At 66.5% G+C, this 22,337-nt stretch carries 21 protein-coding genes; 11 read left to right on the top strand and 10 right to left on the bottom strand.

Annotation, left to right across the window (positions count from 1 at the left end):
• Positions 1 to 7: 7 nt before the first annotated feature.
• Positions 8 to 1,309 (bottom strand): MFS transporter, encoded by a 1,302-nt coding sequence (locus ABD882_RS08490; RefSeq protein WP_345186061.1) that lies wholly within the window; start codon positions 1,307 to 1,309, stop codon positions 8 to 10.
• A gap of 102 nt (positions 1,310 to 1,411) precedes the next feature.
• Here ABD882_RS08490 and ABD882_RS08485 point away from each other — a divergent pair, with 102 nt between their 5' ends.
• Positions 1,412 to 2,290 (top strand): LysR substrate-binding domain-containing protein, encoded by an 879-nt coding sequence (locus ABD882_RS08485; protein WP_345186059.1) that lies wholly within the window; start codon positions 1,412 to 1,414, stop codon positions 2,288 to 2,290.
• 24 nt (positions 2,291 to 2,314) lie between these two features.
• Here ABD882_RS08485 and ABD882_RS08480 read toward each other — a convergent pair whose 3' ends face one another.
• Positions 2,315 to 3,223 (bottom strand): CPBP family intramembrane glutamic endopeptidase, encoded by a 909-nt coding sequence (locus tag ABD882_RS08480; protein ID WP_345186058.1) that lies wholly within the window; start codon positions 3,221 to 3,223, stop codon positions 2,315 to 2,317.
• Positions 3,224 to 3,690: 467 nt separating this feature from the next.
• Positions 3,691 to 4,266, bottom strand: coding sequence for a TetR/AcrR family transcriptional regulator (locus ABD882_RS08475; protein WP_345186056.1), 576 nt, complete (start codon positions 4,264 to 4,266; stop codon positions 3,691 to 3,693).
• An 81-nt stretch (positions 4,267 to 4,347) separates the two neighbouring features.
• On the opposite strand from ABD882_RS08475, the gene ABD882_RS08470 reads away from it, so the two are divergent.
• Positions 4,348 to 6,840, top strand: coding sequence for an MMPL family transporter (locus ABD882_RS08470; protein ID WP_345186054.1), 2,493 nt, complete (start codon positions 4,348 to 4,350; stop codon positions 6,838 to 6,840).
• A gap of 27 nt (positions 6,841 to 6,867) precedes the next feature.
• On the top strand, positions 6,868 to 7,698 hold the full coding sequence (locus ABD882_RS08465; RefSeq protein WP_345186053.1) for an SDR family NAD(P)-dependent oxidoreductase: 831 nt from the start codon (positions 6,868 to 6,870) through the stop codon (positions 7,696 to 7,698).
• Positions 7,699 to 7,770: 72 nt separating this feature from the next.
• Here ABD882_RS08465 and ABD882_RS08460 read toward each other — a convergent pair whose 3' ends face one another.
• From ABD882_RS08460 to ABD882_RS08435, 6 genes are read right to left on the bottom strand one after another with little or no spacing between them, the layout of a single operon-like run.
• A complete protein-coding gene (locus tag ABD882_RS08460; protein ID WP_345186051.1) occupies positions 7,771 to 8,331 on the bottom strand; it encodes a HutD/Ves family protein in 561 nt (186 codons plus the stop codon).
• 10 nt (positions 8,332 to 8,341) lie between these two features.
• Positions 8,342 to 8,683, bottom strand: coding sequence for a P-II family nitrogen regulator (locus ABD882_RS08455; RefSeq protein ID WP_345186049.1), 342 nt, complete (start codon positions 8,681 to 8,683; stop codon positions 8,342 to 8,344).
• Positions 8,684 to 8,711: 28 nt separating this feature from the next.
• A complete protein-coding gene (locus ABD882_RS08450) occupies positions 8,712 to 9,983 on the bottom strand; it encodes an ammonium transporter (protein WP_345186047.1) in 1,272 nt (423 codons plus the stop codon).
• Positions 9,984 to 10,033: 50 nt separating this feature from the next.
• The gene (locus tag ABD882_RS08445) at positions 10,034 to 11,275 is read right to left on the bottom strand and encodes an allantoate amidohydrolase (protein WP_345186046.1); all 1,242 of its coding nucleotides are present in this window, start codon (positions 11,273 to 11,275) and stop codon (positions 10,034 to 10,036) included.
• 1 nt (position 11,276) lies between these two features.
• On the bottom strand, positions 11,277 to 12,470 hold the full coding sequence (locus ABD882_RS08440; protein WP_345186044.1) for an FAD-dependent oxidoreductase: 1,194 nt from the start codon (positions 12,468 to 12,470) through the stop codon (positions 11,277 to 11,279).
• 2 nt (positions 12,471 to 12,472) lie between these two features.
• On the bottom strand, positions 12,473 to 13,627 hold the full coding sequence (locus tag ABD882_RS08435; RefSeq protein ID WP_345186042.1) for a tyramine oxidase subunit B: 1,155 nt from the start codon (positions 13,625 to 13,627) through the stop codon (positions 12,473 to 12,475).
• Positions 13,628 to 13,775: 148 nt separating this feature from the next.
• Here ABD882_RS08435 and ABD882_RS08430 point away from each other — a divergent pair, with 148 nt between their 5' ends.
• Positions 13,776 to 14,714 (top strand): LysR family transcriptional regulator, encoded by a 939-nt coding sequence (locus ABD882_RS08430; RefSeq protein ID WP_345186041.1) that lies wholly within the window; start codon positions 13,776 to 13,778, stop codon positions 14,712 to 14,714.
• Here the strand turns inward: ABD882_RS08430 and ABD882_RS08425 are convergent.
• Complete coding sequence (locus ABD882_RS08425) at positions 14,686 to 15,276, bottom strand: TetR/AcrR family transcriptional regulator (RefSeq protein WP_345186039.1); 591 nt, start codon at positions 15,274 to 15,276, stop codon at positions 14,686 to 14,688. The two genes, ABD882_RS08430 and ABD882_RS08425, sit on opposite strands and share 29 nt — an antisense overlap.
• Positions 15,277 to 15,393: 117 nt before the next feature.
• Here ABD882_RS08425 and ABD882_RS08420 point away from each other — a divergent pair, with 117 nt between their 5' ends.
• From ABD882_RS08420 to ABD882_RS08390, 7 genes are read left to right on the top strand one after another with little or no spacing between them, the layout of a single operon-like run.
• Entirely contained in the window at positions 15,394 to 16,821 is a 1,428-nt protein-coding gene (locus ABD882_RS08420) for an APC family permease (RefSeq protein ID WP_345186037.1), read from the top strand.
• A 43-nt stretch (positions 16,822 to 16,864) separates the two neighbouring features.
• Positions 16,865 to 17,677, top strand: coding sequence for a MoaF C-terminal domain-containing protein (locus ABD882_RS08415; protein WP_345186035.1), 813 nt, complete (start codon positions 16,865 to 16,867; stop codon positions 17,675 to 17,677).
• 25 nt (positions 17,678 to 17,702) lie between these two features.
• Positions 17,703 to 18,041: a cupin domain-containing protein gene (locus tag ABD882_RS08410; protein ID WP_345186034.1), complete on the top strand. Its 339-nt coding sequence runs from the start codon at positions 17,703 to 17,705 to the stop codon at positions 18,039 to 18,041.
• A 10-nt stretch (positions 18,042 to 18,051) separates the two neighbouring features.
• Positions 18,052 to 19,404 (top strand): flavin monoamine oxidase family protein, encoded by a 1,353-nt coding sequence (locus ABD882_RS08405; protein ID WP_345186032.1) that lies wholly within the window; start codon positions 18,052 to 18,054, stop codon positions 19,402 to 19,404.
• A complete protein-coding gene (locus tag ABD882_RS08400) occupies positions 19,401 to 20,810 on the top strand; it encodes an aldehyde dehydrogenase family protein (protein ID WP_345186031.1) in 1,410 nt (469 codons plus the stop codon). The genes ABD882_RS08405 and ABD882_RS08400 overlap by 4 nt, the downstream gene beginning before the upstream one ends.
• Positions 20,807 to 21,619 carry an SDR family NAD(P)-dependent oxidoreductase gene (locus ABD882_RS08395; protein WP_345186029.1) on the top strand — a complete coding sequence of 271 codons (813 nt, stop codon included), beginning with the start codon at positions 20,807 to 20,809 and terminating at the stop codon, positions 21,617 to 21,619. The genes ABD882_RS08400 and ABD882_RS08395 overlap by 4 nt, the downstream gene beginning before the upstream one ends.
• Positions 21,619 to 22,278, top strand: a complete 660-nt coding sequence (locus tag ABD882_RS08390) for an SDR family NAD(P)-dependent oxidoreductase (protein WP_345186028.1) — start codon at positions 21,619 to 21,621, stop codon at positions 22,276 to 22,278. The genes ABD882_RS08395 and ABD882_RS08390 overlap by 1 nt, the downstream gene beginning before the upstream one ends.
• Positions 22,279 to 22,337: the final 59 nt, after the last annotated feature.

Here is a 22,337-nt window from a genome sequence, read left to right as displayed (position 1 = left end):
CCGGATGCTACGCGGGCCGGGCCGGGAGCACGATCCGCCGCCGCGCCCGCGCGCGCACCGTGAGCAACAGGGCGACGGCGAGCGCCACGAGCGCGGGCACCCCGCCGGCCAGGAGGAACGTGACCTCGCCGCCGAGCGCATGCACCGACCACCCCGCGGCGAGCGCGCCCAGCGCCTGGGCGCCGGTCATGCACATCACGTACAGCGACACCACGCGCCCGCGGATCGCGCCGTTGGCGGAGAGCTGCGTGAGGGAGTCGTTCCCGATGACGAAGCCGGTGCGCAGCAGCATCGATGCGACCAGCCCGATGATGAATACGAGCGGGATCGGCGCCAGGCCGGTGACGGCCCAGATCAGTCCGGATCCTGCCAGCAGCAGTGCACTGTCGCGCAGCCGCAGCTCGCGCCTCCGCGCGGCGAGCAGACTGCCGAGGAGCGCCCCGACCGAGCCCGCCATCTGGAAAAGGCTGTACCCAACGGTCCCCCAGCCGTACTTCTCGTTCGCGGCCCACGCCATCAGGATCGACGCGGTGAGCGCGAAGAACGCGAGCGTGGAGATCAGCAGCAGCGCGGTGCGGATCTCGGCCTTGCCGCGCACATATCGCAGCGCCTCGCGGATCTGCCCGCGCTGCGGCGGCACCTTGACCGCGGGATAGAGCGCGGCACGGCGGATGCCGATCAGCGCGGCGATGCCGATGAGCGGTCCGACCGGGGCGGCGACCAGCGCCCACCCGGATCCGATGACCGCGACCAGCGTTGCGGTCAGCAGGGCGCCGACGATCCCCGCGAGCTGTTGCACGGCGGCGTTGAGGCTCATCGCGTTCGGCAGCGCGCGGGTGCCGACCACCTGCACGAGCAGCACCGCTCGGGACGGGGCCTCGAAGGCCGCAGAGACGCCGAGCACGAGCGAGGAGGCGATGATCAGCGGCACGCCGGCCGTTCCGAGCAGCGCCGGGACGCCGAGGCCGAGCGCCGCCAGGATCGTGAGCACGTGCGTCACGAGCACCGTCCCGCGCGCCGCGAACCGATCGCTGATCACGCCGCCCCAGGGGCCGAGGACGATGGAGGGGATCAGCTGGAAGACGACCACCAGCGACACGAGTCCGACGTCGCCGGTGAGCTCGATCATCAGTGAATCCGTGGCGAGGCGGGCGAGCCACGCGGTCGCGGAAGCGGCGGCGAGTCCGGTGAAGTAGAGGCGATAGTTCGCCATGCGCAGCGTCGAGAACATGTCTTGGAAGGTCGGTCGGATCGTGAGTACCGGCAGCGGCTCTGTGACCGGATGGTCCACGCCCGACACGGATGACATACGTCCACCGTACGGAGGCATCGTCGATCCAGCGCAATAATGGCTGGCATAACTGCTATTGGATCTGTGAATGAATCGGGATCCGGGCCCGGAGGAGCGCACATGTACGAACCGGATCTGCTGCGCTGCTTCGTCGCGGTGGCCGAGACGCGCAGCTTCTCGGAGGCGGGCCGGCAGCTCGGGATCAGCCAGCCGACCGTGAGCCAGCGGGTGCGACGGCTCGAGGAGCAGACCGCCCGCTCGCTAATCGCCCGCGACACCCGCAACGTCGCGCTCACCGACGGCGGGGAGGCCATGCTCGCGTTCGCCCGACGGACGCTGGCCGTGCTGGACGAGGCGCAGGCGTACTTCTCCGGCCCGGCGGAACGCGCCACCGTGCGCTTCGGAACCGCCGACGACCTCGCCCTCACCCACCTGCCCGGCATCCTCCGCGACTTCCGCCGCAAGAACCCGCGCGTCGACGTCGAGATCACCGTCGGGCAGTCCGCGGCCGTCATGCGGCGGCTGCGCGCGGGCGCCCTCGATCTCGTCTACGTGCGCCAGGAGCCCGGCATCGCCGAGGGCCGGATCGTGCGCCGCGAACAGCTCATCTGGGGCGCGCACCCCACGCTCCGCCTCGACCCGGCCGAGATGGTCCCGCTGGTCACCTACCCGCGCCCCAGCCCTTCCCGGGCCGAGGCCGTGGCGGCGCTCGAGGCCGCGGGCCGCCGCTGGAAGGCGACCTGCACGGTCCGCGACATCACCGGGATCCTCGCGGGCGTGCGCGCCGGGCTCGGCGTCGCGGTGTTCGCCGGCGGGATGATGCCGCCGGACCTGGTCCGCGCGGACGCCTCACTCGGACTGCCCCCGCTCGGCACGCTGGACTTCGCCCTGATCGACGATCCCGCGGCTCCGCGCGCGCCGATCGCCGCCCTGAGCGCCGCCATCATCGACTCGCATACCCGCGAAGCCCGTCAGCTGCCCGGCACGCCGGAGGCGTGAGCGGGAAGACACCCGCATGGCCGATCACTGTCGGCAAGGATCCGCTCCCGCCGGAGTCGCGCGGACAGCGGCGCCGTAGCCCAGCCGTCCACGAGTGACGATAATCAGCACGATGGCAGTGCCGGTGAAGCCGATCAGGACGGGCAGCAGACCGTAGTCGTTGAAGATCGGGGCCGGGAAGAGCGGCGACGCCACCTTGTTCGCGAACGTGTTGAACGACGCGTGCATCAGCATCGTGATGAGCACGCTGCCCGCGGCGTGGTTGAACACCCAACTCATCATGATGGTCAGCGCCGTGATCATGATCACGAACATGACCATGTTCGAGATTGCGGGAGGCGTCCAGACGCCGCTCCAGAAGAGCGGGAAATGCCACAGCGCCCACAGCACGCCGAGGATCACACTGCCCAGCAGCGGCCCGTGACGCTCCTGTAGTCGCGGCAGTGCGAATCCTCGCCATCCCGGCTCCTCGCCCAGCGGTCCGCCGAGGAAGAAGGTCAGCAGGAACGCGAACGGATAGCCGAGCAGCAGCGTTCCGAGGATCGGCTGGTACGTCGCCAGCGCACCGGGGACGACGATCGTGCCCAGCACGATGATGAGCGGCACGCCGACCAGCAGGAACAGGTACCAGATGAGGCCCACGCGCCACTGCACGTACCGACGCAGCAGGTGGCGAACTCCGCCCTTGCCCTCCGTCACGCCGGTCATCACGAACGCTCCCACGGTGGGGCCGAAGGTCGCCAACGGGATGAGGATCGCCACCACCACCTTGGGCATCGCCGGCAGCACGCCCTGCGCCGCGAGCACCACCGGCAGCTCGACGAGCCAGGCGAAGAGATAGGCGATCACGAAGAAAGCGGTGAGCGGGTGTCTGGCGAGCAGGCCGCCGCGTGCCGCACGGGAAGAACGACGGGCTCCGTCTGTGGCAGTCATGCGTCCAGCCTTTCCGGCCCCCGACATCCCCACGACGATGTGGATCAGGTGCGCGTCATGGCTCAGTGTTCCACTCGACCGGTCCCGCCACCATAGGAGCGACAGGGGCGCCGTGGCCGCGACACTGATCGAGCAGCTCGAGGCGTGGGTGCGTGTGCGGATCCAGTACCCATGCCGTCTCAACGCTCGCCAGCGCCGAACTGTCCGATCTCACGAGAGTTGTCATCAGGTGAGACGTGGTTCCCGCGGAAATCCGCGGGAACCACGATCGTTCCGTGGAGCGATCTGTCTCACGAGAGGTGTCAGAATTTCGCGGAGTGCTTTTCTCGCGAGCCGTCGAGCGACCAAATTCTCGGCCTTGAGGACGTTCATCAACATGAAGATCGAGGGTGGGTCCAGTTTTCGCGAGCCCGCCATCACTGCCCCGATGCTTGCACCGTCCCACTGCGGTCTCGATCTGCCTGCGCTCATCCTGCCGGGCGGACCAGGTGGTCGAGGAGGCGCCGCAATTCGTCAGGACTAATGGGTCGACGGGCCAAGACCGGCACGATGATCGCCCCAACGATCGCGAGTCCGAGCAGATCGACCGGAGCATCCTCGGACAACTGGTCCATCCGGACGGCGCTGGCAAACCGGAGCGACAGCGCCTGATCCATTCCGAGCATCTCCGCAAGACGGTCACCCACCGCGCCGTCTTCTGCAGCAGCGGCGACCAGAGAGCGCAACAGCGCAGCGCCCCCCGGATCTGAGACGACCGCGATGACCGATTCGAGCCACACGTTCAGGTCAGCCCGCAAATGCCCCGTGTCGGGTATCTCGATCTCGATCGGCATGAGCCGACCTTCGCTCATGCAATCGGTGATCAGGGCGCCGCGAGACGGCCACCACCGATAGATGGTCTGCTTTCCGACGCCCGCTTCTTTCGCGATGCCCTCCATCGTGAGGTTGTCGTAGCCCTGCTTCGCGAGCAGGCGGGCCGTCGCGTCGAGGATCGCGTCTCGTGCCGCTGCGCTCCGTACCGGGCCATTTCGATGTTCCGACATGTTTCCAGCCTAGCGTCAGACTCTAGACGAGACGTACCGTATGCTCTACGTATTCCCACTCCTCGACCGGAAGTCTTCCTCGTGGCATCTCTGCTCTCTCGCTTGGCCTTGTTCGCAGCTCGACGCGCCTGGGCGGTGATCATCGCCTGGATCCTGATCCTCGGAGTCTCGATCGGAGCATTCCTCGCGGCATCAGCACCACTGACGAACAGCTTCGACATCCCGGGTACAGCTTCGGGTGCGGTCACGGATCAGCTGGCCAAGAAGCTTCCTGATGCCGCCGGCGGCACCGGCACCGTGGTCTACCGCACGGATGACGGTTCCGCTCTCACTGCCGATCAGCGGAAGCGGATCTCTGACCTCACGGCGTCTGCTGCGAACCTCGATGGTGTCGCCGCCGTCGTCGACCCGTTCGACGCGCAGCAATCCGTCGCAGACCAGAAGAAGAAGCTCGACGACGGCCGCGCGCAGCTCGCATCGGGCCGCGCAGACCTCACAACCGGTCAGGAACAGCTCGACGCCGGTCGCGCTCAGCTCGACGCAGCTCAGCAGCAGCTCACCTCGGCTCGCGAGGAGGCCGTCGCCGGCGGTGCTCCCGCGGACCAGATCGCGGCGATCGATGCCCAGCAGGCGCAGCTCGACGCACAGACCGCCGCCCTGCAGCAGCAGCAAGCCACCCTCGACTCGTCACGTGCCAAGCTCGAGTCCGGCGCCGAGCCCCTCGACCTCGGCGAGGAACTGCTCGGCTTCGCCGACGGGATCAGCGTCGTCTCGGAAGACGGCTCGACCGCGATCGTGAACATCTCCTTCACACAGCCGCGCCTCGAACTGAGCACGGAAGTCAAGCAGAGCGTCATCGACCACTTCGATAAGACGCCCGTCGACGGAACTGACGTCTCTTTCGCGACCGACATTGCCCAGGGCGCCCCCCAGCTCTTCGGCGTCGGCGAGGCTCTCGGTCTCGTCTTCGCCGCGATCGTTCTGATCGTCCTGCTCGGCTCCCTCGTCGCCGCATCGCTCCCGATCGTCACTGCGCTGGTCGGCGTTGGCGTCGGCGTCACCGCTTCACTCGCGTTCTCGGGCGTGATCAGCATGGCGTCCCCCACGCCGGTGCTCGGTCTGATGCTCGGGCTCGCGGTCGGCATCGACTACGCGCTGTTCATCATCAACCGGCACCGCAAGCAACTGCTCGCAGGAGTCGAAGTCCGCGAATCGATCGGCCTCGCCAACGGCACGGCCGGCACCGCGGTCGTCTTCGCAGGCTCGACCGTAATCGTCGCACTGCTGGCCCTGAACGTCACCGGCATCCCGTTCCTGGGTCTGATGGGAACCGTCGGTGCGGTCTGCGTCGCGGTCGCCGTCCTCATCGCGATCACGCTCGCCCCCGCCATGCTGGCCCTGCTGGGCGAACGACTGCTCCGCCGCAAAGCACGCACACGCATCGGTCGCCAAGTCGCCGTGAAGCCCGCACGGCCGATGTCGACCGTGCGCGCCATCGTGACGGTCGCCGTGTCAGTCATCGCTCTGCTGATCATCGCCCTCCCCGCCCTGTCAATGCGGCTCGGCCTGCCCGACGGCGCCAGCGAACCGGAAGGTTCCACCGCCGCACACGCGTTCCAGATCGTCGGCGACGAATTCGGCGCCGGCGCGAACGGCCCTCTCCTCGTCACCGCGTCCGTCCCTGGCGGCGTCTCGGACGACGATCTCCTCGCCACCCAGGTCGACATCGCCCGCACACTCGCTGATCAGGACGACGTCGTCGCCGTGGCCCCCATCGCCGCCTCCGATGACGGCACGCTCCTCGCGTTCCAGGTACTCCCGAAAGCGGGCCCGAACAGCGCGTCCACTGCGGAACTCGTTCAGGATCTCCGCTCACTGCCGCCCGTCGATGGAAACATAACGCTCGGCGTCGCCGGTCAGGCAGCCACCAACATCGACATCTCCGACGGACTCAGCGCGGTACTGCCGCTGTACCTCACCGTCGTCGTCGGGTTGTCCCTGCTCATCATGATCGTCGTCTTCCGCTCGATCCTGGTGCCGATCATCGCTACGGGCGGGTTCATCCTGTCGCTGTTCGCGACCTACGGGCTGGTCACCGCGGTGTTCCAGTTCGGGTGGGGTGCCGATCTGATCGGCCTGCATGCGGTCGGTCCGATCCTCAGTTTCCTTCCGGTCATCCTCGTCGGCATCCTGTTCGGACTCGCGATGGATTACCAGCTGTTCCTCACCTCGGGGATGCGGGAGGCGTACGCGCACGGCGCGAACGCCCGCCTCGCCGTCGCACAGGGCTTCCAGTCCGGGAAGTCGGTCGTCATCGCGGCGGCACTGATCATGATCGCCGTGTTCGGCGGGTTCGTCTTCTCGGAGTCCACGATCATCCGGGCGATCGGCTTCGGTCTTGCGTTCGGCGTGCTCCTCGACGCGTTCGTCGTGAGGATGCTGCTCATGCCCGCCCTGATGCACCTCCTCGGTCGCGCCGCGTGGTGGCTGCCGCGTAGGCTCGACCGCATCCTGCCTGACGTCGACATTGAGGGCGCAGCGCTCGAGCGCACGCACCCGCACCCGCACGCCTGATCCGCAAGACGAACGCAAGGAGCAACGATGAACACGGCAGTCATCACCGGCGGCGCCGGCGGAATGGGCCTGGCGACCGCGAAGCTGCTCGGCCACGACCACCGGATCGTGATCGCCGACCTCGGCCAGGACCGCATCGACGACGCGGTCAAAGAGTTGACCGGCCTCGGCATCGCAGTGTCCGGGGTTGTGTGCGACGTCACCGACGACCAGTCCGTCCGCGACCTCCTGACCGCGGCCGCGGCCAGCGGAAACCGCGTACGCACCGTCGTGCACACGGCCGGCGTCAGCCCGCAGATGGGCAAGCCCGACCTCATCGTGCGGATCAACGCGCTCGGCACAGTGAACATCGCGCGAGCCTTCCTCCCCCTCGCGCAGGAAGGCGACGTCCTCGTCAACGTCGCCTCCTACGCGGGTCACGCCCTTCCTGCGATCCTCATCCCTACCCGAACGTTCCCGCTCGCGGAGACCGACCCGGCACGGTTCGTGCGCAGCCTGGTCCGTCGAGCAGCTCTCGTCGGACGCAAGCAGCACGCCGGATTCGCGTACGCCCTGAGCAAGGCATACGTGATCTGGTACAGCGAACAACTCGCCGCGCGCTTCGGAGCGCGAGGAGCGCGGGTCGTCTCAGTATCACCCGGAAGCTTCGAAACGGCTATGGGCCGCCTCGAAGCCGACCACGGCGCCGCGGACCTCCTCAAAACTGCCGCCCTGAAACGCTTCGGCAAACCCGAGGAGATCGCCGCAGTCCTCGCCTTCTGCGCGAACGAGGCTCCCGGCTACCTCACCGGCACCGATGTCCTCGTCGACGGCGGAACACGCGCCGGCAAGCGCAAAGGGCAGAGGATCTCAGCGTGACCGATTTCACGATGCTCCTGGCTCCCGTACGCACTTCGGCTGCTCTGCCGCAGCGGGACGAGCCGTGTGTGTTTAGAACCTGCTCGTGAGGCCCCGTCGCGGCTCCACCCAGAGCAGAGCGACGATTCCGTCTCTGCCTACGGATACACGCGACGTCCCAGCGGAAAGAACCACAGCTCCCGGAGGCAGCCGCTCTGCGGCCGCTCGCACCTCTCCGCCGAGCACGACGACAGCATCCATCCCCGCTTCTATCTGGTCGGCGCCGCGACGGATCTCCCACCGCAAAAGCCCGCTCGACCGACGGGACATGAGGTTCACCACCGTGACGCGATGGCCACCGGTGTCGGCGGAGACGTGATCCTCGCCACGGAACGCAACCCCGGTGCGCGGCAGCACGCGCCGCTGGAGGCCGTCGATTTCGAGCGTCACCCCTTCGGAGCTGAGTGGAATAAGGACTCGGTCAGATCCGAGGAACGGTGAGAACGGCATGCGTCCTTCGATCTCGGCGAGGCTGATGCGCCACGCGGGTCGTGCGGCGAGCACCCGCGTGACCCCGAGTCCGTTGGCCCAGGGTTCGGGTTCGATGTCGCCAGGACGGACGATCTCGAGGTCAGCGCGGGTGCGGTGCAGCATGGCGTTCGTCTCAGCGGATCGCGGTGGGACCGGTTTCGCCGGTGCGGACGCGGATCACCTGGAGCACATCCGTCACCCAGATCTTGCCGTCGCCGATCGCGCCGGTGCGTGCCGCCTCCTGGATGGCATCGAGCGCGGTCTCGAGCTCGTCGTCGTTGACCACGGTCTCGATGTAGATCTTCGGGAGGAAGTCGACCTTGATGCGCTGGGAGCGGTAGACCTCGACCTTGCCGGTCTGGGCGCCGTGTCCTTTCGCGTCGAGGATCGTCATGCCCGCGATGCCGACCTCGGCGAGCGCTGTCTTGACGGGTTCGAGAGCACTGGGCTGCACGACGGCGGTGATGAGCTTCATGATGATGTCCTTTCTCGGTGGGCGGCGCTCAGGAGCGCACGTCGTCCAGGTCGTAGGCGGTCTCGGCGTGGAGGGTCGTGTCGAGGCCGGTGACCTCGGTGCCGTCGGCGACCCGCAGGCCGACCGTGACCTTCAGCAGCCACGAGATGAGTGCGGTCACGACGAACGTGTAGACGAACACCGCCACGATCGCGAGAGCCTGCGTGCCGAGCAGGCCCCAGTCCCCGCCGAAGAAGATGCCTGTGGCGCCCGCGGGCGAGGCGGGATCGGCGAGGAACCCGATCGCGAGAGTTCCGAAGATGCCGGGGAACATGTGGATAGCGACGGCGTCGAGCGCGTCGTCGTAGCCCACCTTTTCCTTCAGGCTCAGTGCGGCGAACGCGACGACACCGGCGAGAAGGCCGATGATGATCGCGCCGACGGGCGAGACCGAGTTTGCGGCGGGTGTGATGGCGACGAGTCCGGCGAGCACGCCCGATATCGCACCCAGGGAGGTCGCTGCCTTCCGCACGATCTGCTCGACGATCAGCCAGCCGAGCAGTCCGGCGCACGCGGCGATGAGGGTGTTTGTGACGGCGACGCCCGCGCTGTCGTTGATGCCGCCGGAGGATCCGCCGTTGAAGCCGTACCAGCCGACGAGCAGGAGCCCGCCGCCGACGATCGCGATCGGCAGGTTTCCGGGGCGGCCCACGTGCGGGAAGTCCCGGCGCTTGCCGAGGAAGAACGCGAGCACGAGGGCTGCGACGCCCGCGTTCATGTGCACGGCCGTGCCGCCAGCGAAGTCGATCGCGTGCAGCTGGTTGGCGATCCAGCCGCCGACGGTCGAGCCGTCAGCCGAGTCGAACGCGAACACCCAGTGAGCGACCGGGAAGTAGACGAACGTGGCCCACAGGCCGCTGAAGATCAGCCAGGTCGAGAACTTCATGCGACCCTCGACGGCGCCGCCGATGATGCCCACCGTGAGTCCGGCGAAGATCAGCTGGAACACGGCGATGAGGATCGCGGGCACGGTGCCCTCCGGCGTCTCCGCGCCGAGGAGCGACTGGATGCCGAACAGGCCGATCGGGTCGCCGATGATGCCGGCACCGCCGACGGAGTTCCCGAGGGTCAGACCGTAGCCGTACAGGACCCAGAGCACGGCCGTGACGGCGAAGCCGCCGAACACGATCATCATCGTGTTGAGGATGTTCTTCGTGCGCGACAGCCCGCCGTAGTACAGGGCGAGTCCGGGCAGCATGAGGGTGACGGCGACGGTGGCGGTCAGCATCCATCCCGTGTTCACCTGCGAGGTGATATCCATGTCGATCTCCTTTCGGGTAGGGGGTCTAGCGGGTGAGACGGTGGGGTCGGTCAGCGCGTGAGAAGGTCTTGGAGCACGTCCGCCAGTGCCTCCACTCCGGCGCTGACATCGTCGGATTCAGCTGTCTCGGCGGGAGTGTGCGAGGCCCCGGTGGGGTTGCGGACGAAGAGCATTCCGGTGGGGATGATGTCGGCGAGCACACCGGCGTCGTGACCCGCCCCCGTGTCGAGAACCGGAGCAGCTGGTAGCACGGCCTGCAGGCGATCACGCAACGACGCGTCGAACTCGACCGTCGGCGAGAACGACTGTTCGACCACGGTGACGCTGCATCCCTCTGCGTCCGCCGCCTTGTCGGTCATCGTCGTCACGACATCGACGATGCGGCGCACGGCATTGCCATCCCGATGCCGCACGTCCATCCACAGGTCGACCGAGGAGGCGATGACGTTCGTGCCCCCTGGAGTGACCTTCACTCGCCCGACGGTTCCGCGAGCGTCGTCGACTGCCAGTGTCTGCTCACGCAAGCTTCGGATCGTCTCAGCGGCGACGACCACGGGATCCTGTCTGTCGGCCATCCGTGTGGCACCGGCATGGTCCCCTCGTCCTTCGATCCGCACGTGCCACCGGCCGTGCGCGATGATCGCGCCTGCGAGCGCGACCGGCTGCGCAAGGTCGACGAGCCCGCGTCCCTGTTCGACATGCAGTTCAACGAATGCCGCAATGTCCGCGAGACGTGCAGGGTCAGGACCAATGAGTGCGGGATCGAGCCCGGCAGCTGAGGAAGCGTCGGCGAACGAGTGCCCTGCGTCGTCGACCAGTGCGCGAACCTGATCCGGATCCACGACGCCGGCGAGCAATCGGGAGCCCAGGCAGGCGATGCCGAACCGCGATCCCTCCTCCTCGGGGAACACGGCGACGGCGAGCGGACGCACCGGCGTCACGCCGCGGTCCCGAAGGACATCGACCGCAGCGAGAGCACTCGCGACACCAAGAGGGCCGTCGAAGTTGCCGCCGCCGGGGACGGAATCGAGGTGCGAGCCGGTGACGATCACGTCACGGCGCCGCCCGGCGTCCTGTGGGCGCTCCGCCTCCCACCAGGCCCAGATGATGCCGTTGCCGTCAGTCTCCACGGTCAGCCCGCGCTCCTCGGCGCGAGCTTTGAACCACGCGCGCAGTTCCATCTCGGCGGGTGAGAAGACCGGACGCGAGTACCCGCCGCGCTCCGTATCCACGCCGATGCCGAGGATTTCGGCCAGAAGGGCGTTGGCATCGGCGTAGGTCGTCGATCCCATGTCACACCCCCGCGAATCGCTGGCCAACGGCGCGGAACCGCTCGGATGCGCGCTGCGAACCCGCCACCAGGTCGAGGACGAGCTCACCGAGGAGAGGAGCGAACTTCGCGCCCTGTCCCGAGCATGGCGAGAGGACCGTGATGCCATCGACACGGTCGATGATCATGTCGTCGCGCGGCACGTTTGTGAACAGGCACGTGGATTCGGCATAGGGCGTCGTCAGCAGCCCCGGTGCGAAGCGTTCGACGAAGTCGACGACGCGGCCGCGGTTGCCGGGATCGATCTGGCCGTCTTGATCGCGCGCTGACGGGATCACGCGTCCGCCGTTGTACTCGGCAACCTTCTGGCCGCAGAACTGCGCATCGCGTCCGCCGGGCAGACTGTAGGTCTGGATGTCTTCGCCCTTGTAGATGAACGTCGGCCACGATGTGGCAGCCCCCAGAAGGCCCTCTCCGCAATCCCTGGCGTCACGGTAGAGGAAGTGGAACGCGTTCTCCTGCCGAACCTCGAACTGGGGGAGCGCATCCGCGAATCCGCTGGGCAGGTCAAGCTCGCCGAGCAGTGCCGGCAGCCAGCCGCCGGCGGCGACGACGACCTGCTCGGCATGCACCGTGTCGCCGTTCGTCGAGGTGACCAGGTAGCCGGATCTCGCGTGGTGCACCGATACGGCCTCCCAGCCCAGGCGCACCTCGGCGCCGGCGGCTCGGGCGAGGGCTACCATCGCCTCGACGGCGGACTCAGCGTCGATGACTCCGGCCGAGGGGTGCCACAGCACGTCACTGTCGAAGTTCAGCTGCGGCCATCGTGCCTTGGCGCTTCCGGCGGCGAGGAGCTCGTGTTCGATGTCGTTCGTCTCGAGGGCGTTGGCGAGTCCGCGCGGGTCGCGCACGATGCCGCAGTCGAGTGCCCCGCTCGGGGTGATCAACTGAGCCCCACTCGATGCCTCGAGCTCTGCCCAGCCACGCTGCGCCTGCACGACCAGATCGACGTAGAACGGGTCATGGTAGGCGTAGCGGAAGATCCGCGCCGACCCGTGAGAGCTGCCGAGATGGGATGCCGGCACATCACGTTCCAGCAGGACCACCTCAGCGCCCGACTGAGCCAGGCGCCACGCGGCGGATGCTCCGCTCAGACCGGCGCCGATGATCGCATATCTCGCAGATTCGGCGACTGCTTCCGCGCCTCTCTCTCCCATGGTCAGGCCAGGTCCGGCGCGTCCCAGAGGTTCAGCTTCGTGCCGATCCCCTGCGCGACGGCGTTCTCGTAGACGGTCTTCGCCCAGGCGACGTCTTCGACACCCATACCGCCGACGCTGAACAGCACCGGCTGCTCGTCGAACTCGCGCCCGGGCACCGTGCCCTCGAACACGTCACCGATGTTCACGACGCGGGACTCGTCGAGCTCGCCCGCCTCGATCAGGTCTTGCCAGTAGAGGCCGATCATGCCGAACGCGGTCTCGTGCGAGGGAGCCGGGTACTCCTCGGCCCACGCCTCATAGATCTTCTTGGCGTCGGCGATCAGTCGCGCCTTGCCCGACAGTGTGTATTCCTTGTCCATGCGCAGGTTCGCGGGAAGGCTCAGGAACGCGCCGGGCTTGATCCAGTCCCCGTCGATGTAGGGATAATTCTCCGAGCCGACGAGTCCGGTCACGGCCTCGGAGACGATGTCGGAGTCGCGCACCGCGGCCTCGACGGTCTCGGCGATCTCGATGGTCGTGAACTGGGGGTAGTGCTCGCGCACGTAGTCGGCGAATGCCTCCGAGGTCGAGCGGCGGCGGCCGTTGATCCGGATCGTGTCGAGGGTGGGCCTCGCCGTCGTCATGGCGTGCAGGGCGCTCTTGTTCATCGCGCCAGGGCCGATGATGCCCAGAGACTTCGCGTTCACCGGCGCGAGCTTCTTCGCGGCCGCGCCGGGAACAGCGGCCGTTCGGTACGCGCTCTCGAGGTTGCCGGACATGATCGCGAAAGGGGCGCCAGTCTCCTTGTCGTTCAACACGATGAGGTGGATCGAACGGGGCAGGCCCTTCTCGCGGTTGTCGATGTTCGACCCGTACCATTTGACCCCGGCTGTGTCGAAGCGCCCACCGAGGTACCCCGGCATCGCCATGAAGCGGCGATCGGCCGCATCGAGCGGCATGGCCGGGAAGGGCGAGTTCGCAGGGAACCCGATCTGTGCGCCGTGCGAGTTCGCCGAGCTGCCCGCCATCCGGTAGTCGCCCTTGGCGACCAGGATCAGCACCTCCTCCATCACCTCCATGCAGCGGGCCATGTCCTTCATGCCCGCTGCGATCACCTCGGGCTCGCTCAGGTAGAGCATGTCGATGCGGGTGCGGGGCTCGCTGTCAGCAGTCATGGTGAATCCTCCGGGTCGGGGTGCGTGCTGACCAGAGAACAGCTGTTCACAACCCCAGGTCAAATACCGTTTCTGAGCCGGATTGATAGCATTTCGCTCGCAATCCCCCGGAAACGACGCGGTAATACGAAACCCGTATCGTGCCTGCATGGAACTCCGTCAATTGCGCTACTTCATGGCTGTGGCCGACGAGCTCCACTTCGGCCGAGCAGCACAGAAGCTGCACATGTCGCAGCCGCCGCTCAGCGTTCAGATCGGGCGCCTCGAGCGCGAATTCGGCACCACTCTCTTCGACCGCAGCACCCGGCGCGTGCAGCTCACACCGGCCGGACGTCACCTCCAGGAGTCGGCACGCAGGATCCTCGCCGAGGTCGACTCCGCGCGAGCCGACATGCGCGATTACGTGGACGGCCTGACGGGCCAGCTCAGCGTGGGATTCGTCAGCTCGGCGAACTACACCGTGCTCCCCGATGTCGTCCGGCTGTTCCGTGCGAGAAGTGCGAAGGTCGCGCTCACTCTGGTACCTCTCACCTCGGGTGAGCAGATGGAGCGTTTGAGGGACGGAAGACTAGACGTGGGCATCGTGCGCGACGAGAACCCGGCGGCCGACCACGTTTCGTCCGTTCCCCTCACCGCGGAAGTGGTGTTCGAAGAGCGTCTCGTCGCCTGCCTGCCGATCGGACATCCGCTTGCTCAGCGAATCGAGGTGACCGTCGACGAGATCGTCGCAGTGCCGATGATCTCCTATCCTCGATTGCTCATGCCCGGCTTCGTCGATCGCGTGACAGAGGTGCTCTCCGCTGCCCCTCACGCTGCGAACGTGATCCAAGAGGTCGTGCATCAGGAGACCGCGCTGGGCTTCGTCGCCGCCGGCGTCGGCGCGAGCATCCTGCCCGCGTCCGTCCGTCAGCTCATTCCGGCATCCATCGCCGTCGTCCCCCTCGCCGGCGCCCCGACGACGCGACTGCTGGCCGTGCGCCAGACGAGAACGATGGACGATGTGCGGGGCACCGCCTTCATCGAGTGCCTGCGCGACGCGGCAGCATCGTCACGGGTGCTCACTGGCTCGCAGACCTCGAAGCGGTAGCCAGGGCCGCAAGATTCCACAGGGCAGCGACAGACGAGTCGACCTGCTCGCGACCGATGGCGCCGCTCACGAACTGCAGCACGAGTCCGTCAAGCGCTGCGAAGACGGCGCGCGCAAGGGCGTTGTCCTCATCGTTGGCCGAATCCCCGAACATGCTGCGCGAGACTTCGGAGGTGTACTGGTCGTACATCGCCATGATGTGATCGCGGATCGCCTCGTCGCGACTGGCTTCGAGGATCATCTCGAACTGATAGACGTGCAGGTCCCTCTCTTCACTGAGAGTGGACCACAGCGCCGACCTGTAGTCCTCAGCCGAGTCGAGGAACCCGGCCAGGTGCGAATCGTTCAGGGCGGTCGACGCAGACCACTCGAGGGCGGCGGATGCCAGCGATGACAGCGAGCCGAAGTGGTGGGCGACCAGAGAATTGTTCACTCCAGCCTCCTGCGCCACCTTGCGGAACGTCATACCGTGCAGGCCGTGGCGGGCGACGACGCGCACCGCGGCTTCGATAAGAGCCTCGCGGCCGGTGCCGTATTTGATGCGCTGCGGTTCCTCGGCCATGTTGGCACCTTACCTTCCTCGACCGCCGGCAGGCACCAGAATTGAGCAAATGCTTGACATTGAATTCAGCACCTGCTCAAATGACTTCACCATCCGCCTTGTTCAAGGGAGAACGCCATGGCGTTGACCAGTACAGAACCCGCCGCCGAGCAGACCACCGCACTGAAGCGCAACAGTCTCGGCGTGGTCGGCGTCGCGTTCTTCGTTATCGCCGCCGCCGCCCCCATGGCGGCCTTCGTAGGAGCCGCCCCAGTCGTCTTCTCCATCGTCGGGAGCGGCGCACCTGCCGTCTACATCATCGTCGCCGCCATCATCGCCGTGTTCGCCGTCGGGTACTTGAAGATGAGCCGTCACATCACCAACGCCGGAGGCTTCGTCGCCTACATCGCCCGAGGGCTCGGCTCGCGCGCCGCAACGGGCTCTGCGGGCATCGTAGTGGTGACCTACCTCGCGCTGCAGATCGGACTCGTCGCCCAGTTCGGAGTCTTCGCGCAGCAGCTGGCAGCAAGCGCCGGACTCGACGTCCCGGTGTGGGTGTGGGTGATGCTCGCGATCGCCATCACGACGGTCCTGGTCATCCGCGGCGTCGATCTCAACATGCGCGTCCTCGGCTTCATCATCGCGCTCGAGGTGATCGTCGTGGCCGTACTCATCGTCGGCATCCTCATCGCCTTTCCCGGGAAGGATCCGTCTTTGGTGAGCTTCAGCCCTGCGGTCCTTGCGAACCCTGGGGTGGGCGTCGCCGGCCTATTCGTATTCACCTGCTTCACGACATTCGAGGCGACGACGGTTTTCGCCGAAGAAGCGAGGAACCCTCGCCGGACGATCCCCATCGCCTTGTTCGTCGTCATCGGCTTCGTCGCCGTCTACTACACCCTCGCCACCTGGGCCGTGAGCTATGGGCTCGGCGCTGACAACGTCCAGAAGGCCTCGGCCCACAACCTCTCCGGTGTCATCTTCGACCTCGCCGCGCGAGCTGTGGGTCCCTGGCTCTCGCTTGTGATGCAGATCCTGGTGCTGACGAGCTTCCTCGCGATGCTGATCGGTGTGCAGAACATGTTCGCGCGATATTGCTTCGCCCTCGGACGCGCACGCGTGCTCCCTCAGGTGTTCGCGCGAGTCTCACGGGTCAAGCGCGCACCACATGTCGCCGCACTGGTGGATGCCGCCCTCTGCGTGATCGTCCTCGCGATCTTCTTCGCCGCAGGCGCCGACCCCATCGTCGTCATCTACGCGTGGTTCGTCGCGCTGGGAACCATCGGCTTCATCACCATGATGACTCTCGCCTCGGTCGCCATCCTCACGTTCTTCATCCGCGAACGCCTCGAGACCGGATTCTGGAGCACGAAGTTCGCTCCGATCCTCGCGCTCCTGTTGAACGGAGCGGTGCTGGTGATCGCGCTGTCGAATTTCGACGTCCTCCTGTTCGGCGACGGCACCGTGGCGAAAGCGATGCTCTGGCTCATTCCCATCGCCTTCATCATCGGGTTCATCATCCCGAGCTTCCGCAAGGACATCGATTTCAAGGTCGTCGCGATCGCCTGACCGACGCCCGCCCTCACTCCTCGCCCCGAAAGGAATCCCCACAGTGAACTCCACCGACTCGAAGGTCCACGCACAGGGCTTCATCGCCCAGGACGACTGGCCTGACGTCTCCGCGATGATCGACGGCTTCGGCGAGCCCAGTCTGCCGGCGAGCACGGCACTTGTCGGCCAGACGATCGACATCCGTTTTGACGATGGCCGGACGATCCGGCACGACTTCCACTCCGCGCAGGAACTCACGAGGACCGTCATCGTCGGCCCGCACATCGGCTCCTCCGCAACGCTCGCCTATCGCGCCGTGGAAGTGCGTCCGGGAATCCAGATCATCGATGTGGTCGAGGGCGCAGGCGCCGACACCCGTGCTGTCACGTTCGTGATCGATCTCACGGATGGCAGAGTCACCGCCGCCGAGAGCGGCATCACGCTCACCGATGGTGCAGGACGCACAGACACGCTCTTCCTCTCCGGGCGAATCCGAGGGAAGGGCGAGATCGAGCCGCGGCCCAGCAGCGACGAACTCGTCGGCAAACGGATCTACTACCGATACAGCGAGACAGAGCGATACGAGCACATCTACCTCAACGGAGGAACCTTCGTCTGGCATTGCATCTCTGGTGCCGAGTCCGGTCTCGCGGATGTGGACCAGACGAAGACCTTCGAACTGGCAGACGGGCTTGTCATCTTCTTCTGGAAGGAGAGCGTGATGCCCGTGGAGAGCTTCCTGGTCGTGGATCTGTATGAGAAGCGTTCCATTGGACGGATGTTCTGCTGGGAGAACTCCACGCAGAGCGTTGTCCACATTCCCTTCGACAGCCGTTTCACGATCCTCAACGAGACCACTTACCCGAACGACTGATCCGCTCACGGATCAGAAAGGCACGATGATGTCCGATTTCACCAGCAATTCCAGTTTTGACCGTTCCGCGGCCGAGCCATTCGAGGTGGGGACGGTCCAGTGGACCCGCCGGCCGGGAGAAGGAGACCGCGAGGCGCTTGCGTCCGGATTCTGGTTCATCACCCCCGAGGAGACTCCCGGTCCGATGCGCGTGGTCGGACATGCCGACGAGACGGTCTACATCATCGAGGGCCATCTGCGTGTCGAGCCTGAGAACGGCGACGCATTCGAGCTGACCCCCGGATCTGTCGCGACGTTCAACAAGGACACAGCCGCCCTCTGGACCGTGCTTGCGCCGACCGTCGAGTTCTTCGTCTACTCCTGAAGGCTCGGTCATGACAGCGCAGGACTACGACGTCGTCGTCGTGGGAGCTGGCTTCGCGGGTCTCACAGCCGCCCGTGAGCTCACGTGGAGCGGCAGACGCGTCCTCCTCCTTGAGGCGCGGGACCGCATCGGCGGTCGCACATGGCTCGACCGACACCTCGGCCTCGACATCGAGCTGGGCGGCACATGGGTCCATTGGATCCAGCCCTTCGTCTGGGCGGAGCTGCACCGATACGGGCTCGGACTGGTTCCCAGTCCGGAGCCGGTGGCGGCGTGGCGGCCGGTCGATGGGCGTCCCGCGCCCATCACACCCGATGCCCTGCTCGACCTGCTCGACGCGCCGAACCAGGAACTCGGGCGCGCAGCACGGGAAGTCTTCCCTCAACCCTTCTCGCCTCTCCAGTCGGAGCAGGGCGCACTCCTGGACGACGCGCTACTGATCGACCGTCTCGATGCGCTGGACCTCGACGAGGAACGGCGCTCTCTTCTTCGGTCCTTCTGGGCATTGAACTTCAACGGACGACTCGACGACGCCGCGTACACGCAGGCCCTGCGCTGGCTGGCGGTGGCGAACGGCGATTGGCGTGTGCTGTTCGAGGCGTGCGCGAGCTACAAGATCGCCGGAGGTACGCGCGCGCTCGTGGAGGCGATCCTCTCGGATACGAATGCTGATCTTCGGCTCGGCGCCGACGTCGCATCGATCACAGATCGTCCTGACAGTCTGATCGTCGGCCTCGCGGATGGCTCCTCTGTCAGCACCGCATCAGTGATCGTGACAGCGCCACTGCACGCCCTCGGACGCATCCGCTTCGAGCCGGAGCTCCCCGTCGATACCGTGCGCACGCTCGACACCGGACAGGTGGGACTCGGAACCAAGATCTGGTTCTCCGTCGATGGCGAGCAACCGCATTTCGTCGCGTTCGGGGAGCACGACGCGCCCCTGAACTTCCTGCAATCGGAGTATCACATCGACGGGCGCACCATCGTCATCGGATTCGGTCCTGACGCTCATGCCATCGATGCCAGCGACCGGTCGACCGTGCAACAAGCCGTCGACCGGCTCGTAGACGGCCTCACCGTCATCGAGGTCGCCGGACACGACTGGACGAGCGATCCGCTCTCCGGGGAGACCTGGCCGATGCACCGCGCCGGCTACCTGAAGTCCGGGCTGCCTGCCATGCGAACAGCGCACGGACGGATCGTTTTCGCGGGCTCAGACTTCGCCGACGGATGGGGCGGATTCATCGACGGGGCCATCGAAAGCGGTCTCACCGCGGCGCGCAGCATCCTCAATCTCCAGCCATCCGGGTCCGCCGCCGCGCGGGTCCCGAACTCGACCTCACACGATCAGGAGTCATCATGACAAGCGCAATCAGCATCCTCGACGCCATCACTGTGCCCCAGTCCGCCGGTCGGGCGATCCCCGACGCCGCGACCCGTGAGACCATTGGTCACGCGCCGGTCCACACGCTCGCAGACCTCGAGGAGGCGATCGCGTCGGCTCGAACCGCGCAGCCGGCATGGGAAGCGCTCGGTCACGGGGAACGCAGCCGCATCCTGCATGCCGTCGCCGACGACCTCGATGCCAATGCCGAGGAACTCGCCGTGCTTCTGTCCCGGGAGCAGGGGAAGCCGCTCAACGGTCCCAACGCCCGCTTCGAGGTCGGCGCCTGCGCGGTGTGGACCCGTAACGCAGCCGACACCGTCCTGGAGCCGGAGGTCGTGTTCGAGGCGGGGACTGCGCGGGCGGACGTTCATTACGGTGCTCTCGGCGTCGTCGGCGCCATCGGTCCCTGGAACTGGCCGATGATGATATCCGTCTGGCAGATCGCACCGTCTCTGCGCATGGGCAACGCCGTGGTCGTGAAGCCCAGCGGTTTCACGCCGCTCAGCGTGCTCGCGCTCGTCGAGATCTTCAACCGGCACCTCCCGGACGGCGTCCTCACCGCCGTGACCGGCGACCGCGAGATCGGTTCCACTCTCGCCGCTCACCCCGATGTGGACAAGATCATGTTCACCGGTTCCACTCCGACCGGGCGCAAGATCGTCGAAGCATCTGCGAACAACCTCGCGCGACTCACTCTCGAGCTCGGCGGCAACGACGCCGGCATTGTCCTGCCTGGAACGAACGTCGCCGCGCACGCGGAGGATCTGTTCTGGGGATGCTTCATCAACACCGGGCAGACCTGCGCGGCCTTGAAGCGTCTCTATGTGCACGACTCCGTCTATGACGAGACCGTCGATGCACTCGCACAGCTCGCGCGCACGATGCCGATGGGTCACGGCCTCGAAGAGACGAACGTGCTCGGCCCGCTGCAGAACCAGAACCAATTCGATATCGTCCAGCGCCTCGTCGATGACGCCCGTGCGGCCGGTGCCAGGATCGTGGCGGGAGGCGAGGCGGCGGCGCACCTAGGACCGCTGTTCTACCAGCCGACCGTCGTCGCCGACATCACCGACGGCGCGTCACTCGTCGACGAGGAACAGTTCGGTCCCGCCATCCCCGTCATCCGCTACACCGACGTCGACGACGCCATCGCTCGCGCGAACGCCAGCGAGCAGGGCCTCGGGGCATCAGTCTGGTCCGACGATCCCGAGGCGGCTCTCGCTGTGGCCCACCGACTCCAGGCTGGAACGGTGTGGATCAACCAGCACGGCGCACTCAACCCTCAGGTCCCGTTCGGAGGCACCAAGGCCTCCGGCTACGGACAGGAGTTCGGCGCTGCAGGCCTGAAAGCCGTCGCCGCGCCGAAGGTCATCAGCCGATGACTTTCGCCGGTGCCAGCATCGAGAACGACGTCGTCGTCATCACTGGTGGCGGCACTGGGATCGGTGCCGCCATCGCCGACAGGTTCGCGGCCGAAGGAGCCCGCGTCGCGCTGCTGGGCCGGCGCCTTGGGCCGCTCGAGGACGTCGCGCGAGGCACGGGTGGTTTGCCGATCGTCGCCGACGCCGGCGATGCGGAATCGGTGAAGGCCGCCGTGGACAGCATCATCGCGACCTACGGACGCGTCGACACACTGGTGTGCAACGCGGGCGGGGGTGGGTTCGCGACTGTCGGGAACACCGATGACGCCGACTGGACGGCGTCTATGCACGCCAACCTCCACACTGCTTTCACGGCCTCGCGGGCGTTCCTTCCCTCCCTGGCGCTCTCTCGCGGTCGCATCGTGATGATCGCTTCACTCTCGGGCCTTTTCGCGGGCCCGGCCATGGCGGGGTACACGACCGCGAAGCACGCCGTCATCGGGCTGACGAAATCTCTCGCACGGGACTACGGATCCTCAGGTATCCGCGTGAACGCGATCTGCCCCGGGTGGGTCCGCACGCCGCTGGCCGACGAGGAGATGGACGAACTCGTAGAGCATCTCGAACTCGGCAACCGCGACGAAGCGTACAACCTGGTGACGACAGACCTTCCACTGCGCCGAGTGGCCGAGCCGTCAGACGTTGCGGCCGCCGTGCGGTTCCTCGGTTCCAATGAGTCGGCTTACATCACAGGAGCAACTCTGGTCGTGGACGGCGGGGCGCACATCGTCGATGTGCCAACACTCGCCTTCGAGAAGGCAAGGGCCTAGTGGACCTCGGTATCAATGGGCGGGTTGCTGTCGTCACCGGAGGCGCATCCGGCATCGGTCAGGCGTGCGTCACAGCTCTGGCTGACGAGGGCGTCAGCGTCGCGATATTCGACCGAGATCCACGAGGAGCGGCGGTGGCAGCCGACCTCGCCCGCAAGGGGAAATCGGTCACCTCGCATGAGGTGGATATCACCGACGAGGAAAAGGTCAGCTCAGCGGTCGCGGACGTGATCGCGCATCACCGCGGACTCGACATCCTGATCGGCTGCGCCGGCATCTCCGGTCCCGTCGGCGTCAAGCTGGCGGAGACGGATGCGGCCGAGTTCGACCGTGTCCTCGCGATCAACGTGCGCGGAAACTACCTGATGGCCAAGCACACGATGCCGCATCTCGAGAGAAGCGAGATAGGCACGATCGTCATGGTGGCATCTGATGCAGCATTGGTTGCCTTTGAGGGCATGGCGGCATACAGCACGTCGAAAGCGGCGGTCGTGATGCTCGCTAAGTCGATTGCCGTCGACCACCCGCGCGTCCGAGTCAACGCACTCTGCCCCGGAATCGTCGACACCCCGATGTCCCGAGCCGACCTTGGCCGAGTCGAGCACGGTTTCGAGGGCACTGGACTGTGGAGTTTGACGCTCTTTGGCGGTGTTCTGTGATCGCTTTGTGTCGCTAGCCTCGATCTTTCGTCGGCCGCTTGAGCTCGAGCGATCGAGCG

The sequence above is a fragment of the Microbacterium panaciterrae genome, from assembly GCF_039541635.1.
In the GTDB taxonomy this organism is placed as follows: Bacteria; Actinomycetota; Actinomycetes; order Actinomycetales; family Microbacteriaceae; genus Microbacterium; species Microbacterium panaciterrae.
This window is presented reverse-complemented; position numbering and strand designations above follow the sequence as displayed.